Raw genomic sequence first — 12,382 nt, forward strand, 5'->3', positions numbered from 1 at the left:
ATGGAGAAGTTCACTACGCACACCGGTGTCGCCGCGCCTCTGAAGCGCTCCGCCGTCGACACCGACCAGATCATCCCCGCGGTGTTCCTCAAGCGCGTCACCAAGACCGGCTTCGAAGACGCCCTGTTCTCGAACTGGCGCCAGGACCCCGGGTTCGTGCTCAACCAGGACGCCTACCGCTCGGCATCCGTCCTCGTCGCCGGCCCCGACTTCGGCACCGGATCCAGCCGCGAGCACGCCGTGTGGGCGCTGCGCGACTACGGGTTCCGCGTCGTGCTGAGCCCCAAGTTCGCCGACATCTTCCGCGGCAACTCGGGCAAGCAAGGCCTGGTGACGGGCGTGATCACCGAGGACGAGGTCGAGCAGATCTGGGCCGTCCTCGAGGCGAACCCGGGCATCGAGATGACCGTGGACCTTACCGCGAAGACCGCCACGGTCGGCGACCTCCAGCTCTCGTTCGAGATCGACGATTACACTAGGTGGCGGCTTCTCGAAGGGCTCGATGACATCGGGCTCACTCTGCGTGACGAAGACAAGATCACGCAGTTCGAGGCGCGCCGCGAGGCATGGCGGCCGCAGACCCTTCCGGTCCGCTGAGCCCGATCGACCCGATCGGGTCGATCTGCCGCCCCTCGTCCACGAAGTGAGGTCCACCCCCCATGAGCACACTCGTCACCGACTCCGGAGACCAGAACCCCGGACAGCCCGACTGGGAGGCGGCCGAAACTCTTTCGATCCGCGGCGGTCGGCCCCTGCGCGGGACCGTCGAGGTCAAGGGCGCGAAGAACCTGGTGACGAAGGCCATGGTGGCCGCGCTCCTGGGCGAGACCACGAGCACGCTCCGCGACGTGCCGATGATCAGCGACGTCAAGGTCGTCCGGTCGCTCCTCGAAGTGCACGGCGTCACCGTGACCGAGGGTGACGAGGAGGGCACGCTCCACCTCGACCCCTCGGGCGCGGTCGCCGCGCACTTCGAAGAGATCGACGCGCACGCGGGGGCCTCGCGCATCCCGATCCTGTTCTGCGGGCCGCTGCTGCACCTGCTCGGCGAGGCGCTCATCCCCGACCTGGGCGGATGCCGCATCGGCGATCGCCCGATCAACTTCCACATGGACGCCCTGCGCGCCTTCGGTGCCGTCGTCGACAAGAGCTACGAGGGCATCCGCATCACGGCCCCGAACGGCCTCCACGGCGCCAACATCACCCTGCCCTACCCGAGCGTCGGCGCGACCGAGCAGGTCCTGCTCACCGCCGTCCGCGCGAAGGGCGTCACCGAGCTGCGCAACGCCGCAATCGAGCCCGAGATCATGGATCTCATCGCCGTCCTGCAGAAGATGGGCGCGATCATCTCGTACGAGCCCAACCGCGTCATCTTCATCGAGGGCGTCGACAAGCTCGTCGGCTACGACCACCGCGCGATCTTCGACCGCAACGAAGCCGCCTCGTGGGCCTGCGCCGCGCTGGCCACCGACGGCGAGATCTTCGCCAAGGGCGCCCGCCAGCAGGACATGCTGACCTTCCTCAACGTCTTCCGCAAGGCCGGCGGCTGGTTCGACGTCCGTGAAGACGGCATCCTCTTCCGCCGCGGCGACGCCCTCAAGCCCGTCATGGTCGAGACCGACGTGCACCCCGGCTTCATGACCGACTGGCAGCAGCCGCTCATCGTCGCGCTGACGCAGGCCCCGGGCACCTCCACGGTGCACGAGACGGTCTACGAGAATCGTCTCGGCTTCACCGAGGCCCTCAACAAGATGGGCGCCGACATCGTCGTGCACCCCAAGGGCATCGCCAGCCCCGATCGTCGTGTTCCGCGTCGCTCGCTCGAGCAGGCCGCGGTCATCAACGGACCGACCCCCCTGCACGGCGCCGACGTCGAGGTCCCCGACCTGCGCGGTGGATACAGCTACGTCATCGCGGCCCTGGCCGCCGAGGGCGAGTCGACCGTGCGCAACATCGGCATCATCCGCCGTGGGTACGAGAAGTTCCTCGAGAAGCTGACCGCTCTCGACGCCGACTTCGACGTCGTGGGCTGATCCGTGGCCGCCTCGCCCGAGAAGACGAAGCCGAGCGCCTTCTGGCCGCTCGCGGCGATCATCGTGCCCATCACGGGCCTGTTCGCCCGGATCGAGATCCGCGGGGCCGAGAACCTCCCGAGCGAGGGCGCTTACGTCATCGCTCCGAACCACAACTCGGAGTTCGACCCGGTGATCGTGGCCGTCGCCGTCTGGCGGCTCGGTCGCGCCCCGCGGTTCATGGCCAAAGAGAGTCTGTTCAAGGTGCCCGTCCTCGGTGCGGCGCTCCGTGCCACCGGCATGGTCCCCGTGCCGCGGGCCTCGACCAGCGCGAACCAGTCGATGAAAGCGGCCGAGCAGATCGCCCGCGACGGCCGCGGCGTGATCGTGTACGCCGAGGGAACCCTCACGCGCGACCCCGACCTGTGGCCGATGCGCGGCAAGACCGGGGCGGTTCGCCTGGCCCTCGCCGCCGATCTGCCGCTCATCCCCATGGCGCAGTGGGGCGTGCAGCAGATCCTCCCGCGGTACGGGAAGCTGAAGTTCCCCCGCCGCTCGCACGTCATCGTCGAGTTCGGCCCCGCCATGGACATGAGCGCCTACGCCGCCACGCGCACCCAGCCGGTCACTCTGACGAAGGCCACTGACGCGATGATGAACGAGATCACCGCGATGCTCTCCGGCATCCGGGGTCTTCCCGCCCCCGCGGAGCGCTGGAACCCGTCGCAGCACGGGCAGAACGAGACGGGTCGCCTTGAGCCGTAAGAGCCCCGCGCCGGTCGCCGGACCGAAGGTCGCCGTCGTCGGCGCGGGCAGCTGGGGCACGACGTTCGGCAAGATCCTCGCCGACGGCGGAGCCTCGGTGGTCATGTGGGCGCGCCGCCCCGAGCTGGCCGCAGAGATCACCGAGTCCAAGCGCAACAGCCGCTACCTCTCGGGCATCAACCTGCCGCGGACCATGACGGCCACCACCGACCTCGCCGAGGCGCTGAACGGCGCGGAGCAGATCTTCCTGTCGGTGCCGAGCCAGTCGCTGCGTGAGAACCTCGCCGCCATCCGACCCCTCGTCGAGCGCACCGACGTCCCCCTCGTCTCGCTCATGAAGGGCGTCGAGAAGTCGACGGGCCTGCGCATGAGCCAGGTCATCGAGCAGGTGCTCGAGTGCGACCCGGCCCGCATCGCCGTGGCATCCGGTCCCAACCTCGCCCTCGAGATCGCGCGGGAGCAGCCGACGGCTGCGGTCATCAGCTCGCTGAGCCCCGAGACCGCGGAGGCCGTCGCCCGGCGGGCCCGCAACCGCTACTTCCGCTCGTTCGTGAACACCGACGTCATCGGCACGGAGTTCGGCGGGGTGCTGAAGAATCTCATCGCGGTGGCCATCGGCATCGTCGACGGCGTCGGCTACGGCGAGAACACGAAAGCCTCGATCATCACGCGCGGCCTCGTGGAGATGACCGACTTCGCCGTGGCGCAGGGCGCCCAGCCCGAGACCCTGCAGGGCCTCGCCGGCCTCGGCGACCTCATCGCGACGTGCCAGTCGCCGCTCAGCCGCAACAACACCGCCGGGCGCCTGCTCGGCCAGGGCTACGGCTACAAAGAGGTCGTGACCCAGATGCAGCAGACCGCGGAGGGCTTGGCATCCGTCGCGCCCGTCCTGCAACTCGCGAAGCAGGTCGGCGTCGACATGCCCATCGTGCAGCAGGTCAAGATGGTGCTGGACGGGACCATGGACCCGCGCGACATCGCACCGCACCTGACGACAGACGACGACCAGCCGCAGGGCGAGAGGACGCAGAATGACCAAACCGGTGGTGGTGGTGCTCTTCGGCGGGCGCTCCAGCGAGCATTCGATCAGTTCCGCCACGGCGGGCGGGGTGCTGCGGGCGATCGACCGTGACCGCTTCCGGGTCATCCCGGTCGGCATCACCCGCGACGGCGCCTTCGTTCTCGAAGACGACGATCCCGACAAGTTCGCGTTGATCCCCGACGCGCTACCCGAGGTGCGCGACAACGGCACGCGCGTTCGCCTGCCCGAATCGACGCTCTCGCGCGAGTGGACGGTGACGGATGCCGAGGGCACCCGCTCGCTCGGAGACGTCGACGTCGTCCTGCCGATCCTGCACGGCCGCTTCGGTGAGGACGGCACGGTGCAGGGGCTGCTCGAGCTGCTCGGCATCGCGTACGCCGGCGGCGGAGTGCTCATGTCGGCGATCGGCATGAACAAACACGTGACCAAGCAGGTGCTGCGCGCCGCGAACGTGCCCGTGGTGCCGTGGGTCGCGGTGACCCGCGCCGATCTCGCGCGCGACCGCTCGCTGTGGGAGCGCCGCATCCACGCGCTCGACCTGCCCGTGTTCGTCAAGCCGAACGAGGCCGGCTCCAGCGTCGGCGTCACGAAGGTGTCCCAGTGGGACGACCTCGACGCCGCTCTCGACACCGCGTTCGCCGAAGACGGCCTGGTGCTGGTCGAGAAGGCGATCGTCGGTCGCGAGGTGGAGTGCGGCGTGCTCCCCGGGCGCGACGGCGGACCGGTGCGCGTCAGCGTCGCCGGCGAGATCGTCGTGACGGGACGCGAGTTCTACGACTTCGAGGCGAAGTACCTCGGGGCGGCGGGCGTCGAGCTCGTGTGCCCCGCAGACCTGCGCGACGGTGAGCTCGCCGAGATGCAGCGGATCGCCGCTCAGGCGTTCGAGGCGATCGGTGGCCAGGGCCTCGCGCGCGTCGACTTCTTCTACACCGGCACCGAGTTCTACGTGAACGAGGTCAACACCATGCCCGGGTTCACGCCGATCTCGATGTTCCCGACCTGCTGGATCGCCTCGGGCCTGTCCTACCCCGACCTCATCAGCGACCTGCTCGACGCGGCCCTCGCGAAGGCCTGAGTCGCGGCCCGGCGCGCCGTGCGCAACGGCGGGCCGGGCCGGCGGCGCGCCGTCGCCGGGGTCGGTGACGCCGGTGTGTCGGGAAGAGTCCCGCGGTTGTGCACGCGGGGTCGGACGCGGCGCGCGCTACGGCGTCGGGCTCGGCGAGGGCGCGACGTCGGACGCCGAGGTGCACACGGCGCCCGTCGACGGCAGGTACTGGCTGATCAGCGGTCCGAGGGCCTGGGCCACATCGGCGCTGCTGGCCTCTTTGTAGTCCAGGTAGACCTGGACCGCGGGGCTGCGCCCGAACGTCGTCAGCGTGTACCGGTTGTCGGCCGCCTGCGACTCGTCGACCAGCCAGTCCACGCCGTTGAACGGGCGACACGGCAGGGTGGACGGGCCGGGCGTCTCGAGCCCGCACGTCATGAGGATCGCGGCGGGATCTCCCCACGCACCGGTCGACTGCGCGTCGGTCCAGCGGCGGTTCTGCCCCGAGATTGTCTGGGGCAGTCGCGAGGTGATCTCGGCGCACGCCGGGTCGTTCGCGTCCTTGGCCGGCTGCATCGCGACCGTGGTGCTGCACGCCGCGAGCCCGGGGAGGAGGGCGGCGGCGGCAAGGAGCGCGAGGAGGCGGGAGGAGCGGGGCACCCCTCCAGGCTAATAGCGTGGGGGAGTGACCGACGCCGAGACCACCCGTGCAACCACTGTGCGCGAGCTGTCCGAGGGACAGATCCTGCGCGGCATCCTGGACCGTCTTCCGCCGTCGACCGCCCCGGTCGGGCCCGGTGACGATGCCGCTGTGCTGTCTGTTCCCGACGGGCGGGTCGTCGCGACGACCGACACGCTCGTGCACGGGCCCGACTTCCGGCTGGCGTGGTCGTCGCCGTTCGATCTCGGCTTCAAGTCCGCGGCGGTGAACCTCGCCGATGTCGCCGCGATGGGTGCGCGCCCCATCGCTCTGCTCGTCGCGCTCGCGATGCCCGACGACACTCCCGTCTCGTTCGTCCGCTGGTTCGCCGACGGCCTCGCGGCGGCCTGCGCCGAACTGGCACCGGACTGCGCGGTCGAGGGCGGCGACCTCACGGTCTCGGACACCCTGACCATCGCCGTGACGGCCCTGGGGAGCCTCGACGGCCGCGATCCCGTGCGTCGCTCCGGTGCCCGCGTCGGAGACGGCGTCTACGTGATCGGCGAGCTCGGCGAGGCCGCGCGGGGACTCGAGGTGCTCTTCGCGCGGTTCCGGGATGCCGACGGCACTCCCGTCGTGATCACGTCCGAGGCCCGGGCGGCGCTCGGTGCCGACGACGCGCGCGGACTGGCTCGCCAGCTCACGCCGCGACCGCCGATCGCGGAGGCTTTGCGGGCCGCGGATGCGGGGGCCACCGCGATGATGGACATCTCCGATGGGCTCGTCCTCGACGCCACGCGCCTGGCCGATGCCTCGGGGGTCACGATCGCGCTCGACTCCGCGACCCTCGGCGACGACCCCGACCGCGCGCTCGGCGGGGGAGAGGACCATGGGTTCCTCGTGACGTTCGCTGCCGAAGCGGACCCGCTGGGCCGTCGTGTGGGAACGGTCGTGGCGCGCGGGAGCGAAGCCGTCACCGTCGACGATCATCCCTGGTCGGGCCGGGGCGGCTGGGATCCCTACCGCGACTGGGACGCCGGTCGCGGCTGAGGGATCAGACGCTTCGCGGTCGTCCCCACCACATCGTGGTGTCGCCGTAGGCGCGGTCGCGCTCGGCCTCGAGTCCGGCGGCGGCCCACTCGGGGGCGGCGGATCGCTTCGCCCGCTCGACGATCACCGTGGCGTCGGGGTGCAGGCTCGGCGCGAGCGCGACGAGCGCTTTCGTGAGCTCGTCGTCGGCGAGGTCGTAGGGCGGATCGAGGAAGACGAGGTCCCATTCGAGGGTGGATGCCGAGAGGAACGTCGTGACGTTCGCCTTGTGCACGCGCGCGGGGGCGGTGACGCCGGCCGTCTTCACCCGTTCGGCGTTCTTGCGGATGAGGGCAGCGGCGGGTGCCGACAGCTCGACGAGGTCCGCGGAGGCGGCGCCGCGGCTGAGGCTCTCGAGCCCCAGGGCGCCGGAGCCCGCGAACAGATCGGCCACGCGTGCGTCGTCGAGCAGGCCCGCGGACTCGAGCGCTCCGAAGAGCGACTCGCGGACGCGGTCGCTCGTGGGGCGGGTGCCCTTGGGGGGCACATCGAGGACCGTGCCGCCGGCCCGGCCCGAGATGATGCGCGTCACCTCTCCAGCCTAGGGTCCTCGGTGCGGCGGTCGCGTGCGCGCGAGCGAACGGCGATGTCCGGGGGCCTGCCTAGACTCGGAGTATGCCCGGATTCTCGCTCGCGTCGCGCCTGGACGGCGCCATCGGCGGCAAGACCGCGACGGCATTCGAGAAGGCGTTCGGCGTGAAGACGGTGGGCGAGCTGCTCGAGCACTACCCCCGCCGCTACGCCCGTCGGGGTGAGCTCACGCCCATCGATTCCCTCCCGCTCGGCGAGCCGGTCACGATCGTCGCCGAGGTGGTCAGCGCGAACGAGCGTCGCATGCAGAACCGCCGCGGCTCGCTGCTCGAAGTCGTCATCAGCGACGGAGACGGGCGCATGTCGCTCACCTTCTTCAACCAGCCCTGGCGCTTGAAAGACCTGACTCCGGGGCGCCGCGGCATCTTCTCGGGCAAGGTCGGCGAGTACCGCCGCCAGACGCAGCTGACGAACCCCGACTACGAGCTGTTCGACGACATCGCCGAGGCTCGCGCCGAGGCCGAGGTGACGGCGAAGCGGCCCATCCCGATCTATCCCGCGACGAGCTCGATCCCCAGCACTCTCGTGCAGAAGACGATCTCGCTCGTGCTCGACGGACTCGGAGAGGTCGAGGACCCTCTGCCCGACGACCTGCGAGCTCGCCGCGGTCTCCTCCCGGCGCGCGCGGCGTTCGAGCAGATCCATCGCCCCGAGACCGATGACGACATCCCGCCCGCGATCGCGACCCTGCGCATGCACGAGGCCTTCGTGCTGCAGACCGCCCTGCTCCAGCAGCGGCAGTTCGTGCGGGCTCTGTCGGCGACCAAGCGGCCGGCGGCGCCCGGTGGTCTGCTCGAGCGCTTCGACGCGATCCTTCCTTTCGAGCTGACCGCCGACCAGCAGAGCGTCGGCGCTCAACTCGAGGCCGACCTCGTCGCCGACTGGCCCATGAACCGTCTGGTGCAGGGCGAGGTGGGATCGGGCAAGACGCTGGTGGCGTTGCGCGCGATGCTGCAGGTCGCCGAATCCGGCGGGCAGTCCGCCCTCATCGCCCCGACCGAGGTGCTGGCCGGTCAGCACCTGCGCTCGATCGCCCGCATGCTCGGTCCCGAGCTCGCCCCCGAGGTCATGCCGACCCTGCTCACCGGGCAGATGCCGGCGGCAGAGCGTCGCCGCGCAGCCCTGCGGGTCGCCTCAGGCCAGGCGCGCATCGTCGTGGGCACTCACGCGCTCCTGAGCGCGACCACCACCTTCGCCGACCTCGGCTTCGTCGTCGTCGACGAGCAGCACCGTTTCGGCGTCGACCAGCGCGAGGCGCTGCGCGCCAAAGGCAGTTCTCCGCACACGCTCGTGCTGACGGCGACCCCCATCCCGCGCACCGTCGCCATGACCGTGTTCGGCGACCTCGACGTCTCGACCATCCGCACCATGCCGGCCGGGCGAGCCGGCATCCAGTCGTTCGTCGCTCCGCTCGCCGAGAAGCCCGCCTGGTTCGCCCGCGTGTGGGATCGCATCGCCGAAGAGGTCGCCCTCGGGCGCCAGGCGTTCGTGGTGTGCGCCGCTATCGACTCCGACCAGCTCACCGCCGACGAGAAGACCGACGAACCGGCGGACGCACCGGCCGCCGCCGCCGAGGGCGCCCGCACGCGGTGGGGTGTCGTGCAGGTCGAGGCGTTGCTGTCGCGATTGCCGACGTTTAGCGGCATCCGCGTGCAGATCCTCCACGGCAAGATGCCCTCCGACGAGAAAGACGCCGTGATGCAGGCCTTCGCGCGCGGAGACATCGACGTTCTCGTCGCCACCACGGTGATCGAGGTCGGCGTCGACGTGCCCAACGCCTCCACGATGGTCATCCTCGAAGCCGATCGCTTCGGCGTCTCGCAGCTGCATCAGCTGCGCGGACGCGTCGGGCGAGGGGGGCTCCCGGGCCTCTGCCTGCTGGTGACCGAAGCCTCGCCCGGAACCTCGGCGCGCTCACGCGTCGAGGCGGTGGCAGCGACCCTCGACGGCTTCGCCTTGGCCGAGGTCGACCTCGACCTGCGCGGAGAGGGCGACGTGCTCGGCGGCGCGCAGTCGGGAGCGCGTTCGTCGCTGCGTCTGCTGCGAGTGGTCACCGACGCCGACCTCATCACCGAGGCCCGCGCTGAGGGCGAGAGACTTCTCGCCGACGATCCGGCTCTGCGCCGGCATCCCGGGCTCGCCGCCGCCCTCGATCGCCGTGTCGGAGTCGAGGAGCGCGCTGCCCTGGCGAAGTCCTGACCGTCGGGTCGCTGCCCCGGTCGCATCGGTAGGCTGGCGGCATGAACCCCCGGATCGCCGTCGTTCCCGGCTCGTTCGACCCCCCCACGCTCGGTCACCTCGATGTGATCCGGCGCGCGGCGGGTCTCTTCGACCAGCTGCATGTGCTCGTGGTCCACAACCCGGGCAAAGAGGCGATGCTCCCCATCGCTCAGCGGCAGAGTCTGCTCGAGCAGTCGATCGCCGAGGCGGGCGTCGACGGCGACGTCATCGTCGCCGCGTGGAGCATGGGCCTGCTCGTGGACTACTGCACCGAGGTGGGAGCGAAGGTGCTCGTGAAGGGCATCCGGTCGCAGGTCGACGTGGCGTACGAGACGCCCATGGCGATCGTGAACCGCGACCTCGCCCACGTCGAGACGGTCTTCCTGCTCCCCGATCCCTCTCATGCGCTGGTCTCGAGCTCGCTCGTGCGTCAGGTGGCGGGTCTCGGTGGCGATGTCTCGCCGTACGTCCCGCCCGCGGTGGCGCGGTTCCTCGACACCGGCGCTCGCGGCATCTGACTCGCTCGGGCCTCGGTCAGGCGACCGCACGGCCGCGCCGACGGGCGACGCCCGGCCCCCGCCCAGGAGCGCACGGGTAGCATTGACGACCGTGAGAACTCGCCGACCCGGACCTTTCCAGCTCCCCGTACGCGACATCGAGCGCCACCCGGGCGAGATGCGCGAACACACGCTCGACCTGCCCACCCCCGAGAAGTGGGGCGAGGGACTGCTCGCGATCCCCGAGGGCGAGATCCTCGAGCTCGACGTGCGTCTCGAGTCCGTGCACGAGGGCATTCTCGTCTCGGGCACCGTCGACACCACTGCCGTCGGAGTGTGCGGACGCTGCTTGATCGACATCGCCGAGCCTGTCGAAGTCGAGTTCCAGGAACTTTTCGCGTATCCTGGGGACGAAGCGAACGACTTCGACGTTCAAGACGACCACGTGGATCTTGAAAATCTGGTCCGGGATGCCATTGTCCTTTCGCTTCCGTTCCAGCCGGTGTGTCAGCCGGACTGCCCCGGGCTCGACCCGAACACGGGCGAGAGGCTGACGGAAAGCCCCGGCACCACGGAGCAGACGCCTGTCGATCCTCGATGGGCTGCGCTCCAGCAGTACACCCCAGACGACGGCGATGCGCCCCGCGCCGCCCCCAAGACAGAGAAGAGCTAGTCATGGCAGGTAACCCCCCGAAGCGGAAGGTCTCCCGCTCCAACACCCGCTCGCGTCGTGCGCAGTGGAAGGCTGAAGCCCCCGCGCTGGTCAAGACCATCGAGAACGGCAAGGTCGTCTACAGCCGCCCCCACCAGGCGAAGGTCGTCACCGACTCGCAGGGCACCGAGCTCTTCCTCGAGTACAAGGGCCGCAAGGTCGCCGACGTCTGATCGGCGATTCGTGACGCGTAACAACGTCGAGCGCGCAGCGCTCACCGAGAAGCTCGGGGTCGAGATCGACCCCGAGCTTCTTTCTCTTGCTCTGACCCACCGTTCGTTCGCGTACGAGAACGGCGGCATTCCGCACAACGAGCGCCTCGAGTTCCTCGGCGACTCCGTGCTCGGCCAGGCCGTCACGGTCCGGCTGTTCACGCGGCATCCCGATCTCGACGAGGGAAGCCTCGCCAAGCGGCGCGCGAGCGTCGTGTCGACGGTCGCGTTGGCCGAGGTCGCCCGCACGATCGGACTCGGCGACCACGTGCGGCTGGGTCGCGGCGAGATCCTCACCGGTGGGCGCGACAAGGACTCGATCCTCGCCGACACCATGGAGGCGCTGATCGGCGCGACCTTCCTGTCGGCCGGCCCCGACGCGGCGACCGGCATGGTGCTGCGCCTGGTCGAACCGCTTCTCGCGGACCCCGAGCGGTACGGCGCGGCGATGGACCCGAAGACGAGCCTGCAAGAGATCGCGGCCCGACTCGGTCTCGCGGCTCCTGTCTACACGGTCGAGGCGACCGGGCCCGATCACGACCGCCGGTTCACCGCCACCGTCACCACGGGCGACGTCGTGACCACGGGCGTCGGCTCCAGTAAGAAGCACGCCGAGATGGCTGCGGCTCTCACCGCGTGGCGCGAGCTCGACGCGCGTGCCTGAGCTTCCCGAGGTCGAGGTCGTCCGCGCCGGTCTCGAACCCGCCGTCACGGGCGCCCTCATCTCGTCTGTCGATGTGCGCGACGACCGCGCGCTGACCCGTCACACCGGGGGAGCCGCGCACTTCGAGGCGGAGCTGACCGGCCGACGCATCGCGTCCGCCGTGCGCAGAGGCAAATTCCTGTGGATGCCGGTGGCCGACGACGAGGCCATCGTCACCCATCTGGGAATGAGCGGCCAGATGCTCCTCCGTGCCCCCGGAGCGCCGGAGGAGCGACACGAGCGCATCCGCATCGAGCTGGAGCACCCGGTGCACGGGCCACTGTCGGTCGTGTTCGCCGATCAACGCACGTTCGGTTCGCTCGCGATCGACAGCCTGGTCGACACGCCCGACGGCGCTGCCGGCGGCCGCGGCTCGGATCTCGCCCGCGTACCGACGCAGGTCGCGCACATCGGCCGCGATCCCCTCGACCCCGCATTCGACGCCGTACGATTCCGCGCGCGATTGGCGCGTACCTCCTCGGGGATCAAACGCGTGTTGCTGGATCAGACGGCGGCGAGCGGCATCGGCAACATCTACGCCGACGAATCGCTGTGGGCTGCGCGCATCCACCCCGAGACCACGGCATCCGATCTTCCGACGCGCGCGGTGAACCGCCTGCTCGCCGAAGTGCAGGCGGTGCTCGAGAAGGCCCTCGCCGAGGGCGGAACGAGCTTCGACGCCCAGTACGTCAACGTCAACGGGCAGGCCGGCTACTTCGCGCACTCGCTCAATGCGTACGGGCGCACCGGCCAGCCGTGTCCGCGGTGCGGGCGACCGATCGTGCGCGTGTCGTTCATGAACCGGTCGAGCCACTTCTGCCCGCACTGCCAGAAGCGGCGTTGAGAGTAGAGGC

General features: G+C 70.2%; 14 protein-coding genes. 12 read left to right on the plus strand and 2 right to left on the minus strand.

Annotated features, from left to right (window positions below; all coding sequences use genetic code 11):
- The 5 genes from leuD to ASE56_RS13815 all read left to right on the plus strand — a co-directional run bounded on the left by leuD (position 1) and on the right by ASE56_RS13815 (position 4,894).
- Positions 1-597 (plus strand): 3-isopropylmalate dehydratase small subunit, encoded by a 597-nt coding sequence (leuD, locus tag ASE56_RS13795; protein ID WP_056230833.1) that lies wholly within the window; start codon positions 1-3, stop codon positions 595-597.
- 62 nt (positions 598-659) lie between these two features.
- Positions 660-2,033: a UDP-N-acetylglucosamine 1-carboxyvinyltransferase gene (gene murA / locus ASE56_RS13800; protein WP_056230836.1), complete on the plus strand. Its 1,374-nt coding sequence runs from the start codon at positions 660-662 to the stop codon at positions 2,031-2,033.
- A gap of 3 nt (positions 2,034-2,036) precedes the next feature.
- Positions 2,037-2,777: a 1-acyl-sn-glycerol-3-phosphate acyltransferase gene (locus ASE56_RS13805; protein ID WP_056230838.1), complete on the plus strand. Its 741-nt coding sequence runs from the start codon at positions 2,037-2,039 to the stop codon at positions 2,775-2,777.
- Complete coding sequence (locus tag ASE56_RS13810; RefSeq protein ID WP_056230840.1) at positions 2,767-3,909, plus strand: NAD(P)H-dependent glycerol-3-phosphate dehydrogenase; 1,143 nt, start codon at positions 2,767-2,769, stop codon at positions 3,907-3,909. The genes ASE56_RS13805 and ASE56_RS13810 overlap by 11 nt, the downstream gene beginning before the upstream one ends.
- The gene (locus tag ASE56_RS13815; protein WP_082450708.1) at positions 3,809-4,894 is read left to right on the plus strand and encodes a D-alanine--D-alanine ligase family protein; all 1,086 of its coding nucleotides are present in this window, start codon (positions 3,809-3,811) and stop codon (positions 4,892-4,894) included. The genes ASE56_RS13810 and ASE56_RS13815 overlap by 101 nt, the downstream gene beginning before the upstream one ends.
- Before the next feature lie 126 nt (positions 4,895-5,020).
- Here the strand turns inward: ASE56_RS13815 and ASE56_RS13820 are convergent, their stop codons facing one another.
- Complete coding sequence (locus ASE56_RS13820; RefSeq protein WP_056230842.1) at positions 5,021-5,524, minus strand: DUF3515 family protein; 504 nt, start codon at positions 5,522-5,524, stop codon at positions 5,021-5,023.
- Positions 5,525-5,549: 25 nt separating this feature from the next.
- Here ASE56_RS13820 and thiL point away from each other — a divergent pair, with 25 nt between their 5' ends.
- Complete coding sequence (gene thiL / locus ASE56_RS13825; RefSeq protein WP_056230844.1) at positions 5,550-6,554, plus strand: thiamine-phosphate kinase; 1,005 nt, start codon at positions 5,550-5,552, stop codon at positions 6,552-6,554.
- A 4-nt stretch (positions 6,555-6,558) separates the two neighbouring features.
- Here the strand turns inward: thiL and rsmD are convergent, their stop codons facing one another.
- Positions 6,559-7,125 (minus strand): 16S rRNA (guanine(966)-N(2))-methyltransferase RsmD, encoded by a 567-nt coding sequence (gene rsmD, locus ASE56_RS13830; protein ID WP_056230846.1) that lies wholly within the window; start codon positions 7,123-7,125, stop codon positions 6,559-6,561.
- An 83-nt stretch (positions 7,126-7,208) separates the two neighbouring features.
- On the opposite strand from rsmD, the gene ASE56_RS13835 reads away from it, so the two are divergent.
- From ASE56_RS13835 to mutM, 6 genes are all read left to right on the plus strand, one after another.
- A complete protein-coding gene (locus ASE56_RS13835) occupies positions 7,209-9,383 on the plus strand; it encodes an ATP-dependent DNA helicase RecG (RefSeq protein WP_056230848.1) in 2,175 nt (724 codons plus the stop codon).
- A gap of 41 nt (positions 9,384-9,424) precedes the next feature.
- Positions 9,425-9,922, plus strand: coding sequence for a pantetheine-phosphate adenylyltransferase (coaD, locus tag ASE56_RS13840; protein ID WP_056230849.1), 498 nt, complete (start codon positions 9,425-9,427; stop codon positions 9,920-9,922).
- A gap of 157 nt (positions 9,923-10,079) precedes the next feature.
- Positions 10,080-10,574: a DUF177 domain-containing protein gene (locus ASE56_RS13845; RefSeq protein WP_056230851.1), complete on the plus strand. Its 495-nt coding sequence runs from the start codon at positions 10,080-10,082 to the stop codon at positions 10,572-10,574.
- Positions 10,575-10,576: 2 nt separating this feature from the next.
- On the plus strand, positions 10,577-10,786 hold the full coding sequence (gene rpmF / locus ASE56_RS13850; RefSeq protein ID WP_013586329.1) for a 50S ribosomal protein L32: 210 nt from the start codon (positions 10,577-10,579) through the stop codon (positions 10,784-10,786).
- A gap of 10 nt (positions 10,787-10,796) precedes the next feature.
- Positions 10,797-11,489, plus strand: coding sequence for a ribonuclease III (gene rnc / locus ASE56_RS13855; protein ID WP_056230854.1), 693 nt, complete (start codon positions 10,797-10,799; stop codon positions 11,487-11,489).
- Positions 11,482-12,372, plus strand: coding sequence for a bifunctional DNA-formamidopyrimidine glycosylase/DNA-(apurinic or apyrimidinic site) lyase (gene mutM / locus ASE56_RS13860; protein ID WP_056230856.1), 891 nt, complete (start codon positions 11,482-11,484; stop codon positions 12,370-12,372). Before rnc ends, mutM begins: the two co-directional genes overlap by 8 nt.
- Positions 12,373-12,382: the final 10 nt, after the last annotated feature.

The organism is Microbacterium sp. Leaf203, assembly GCF_001421275.1.
GTDB classification, from domain to species: Bacteria; Actinomycetota; Actinomycetes; order Actinomycetales; family Microbacteriaceae; genus Microbacterium; species Microbacterium testaceum_A.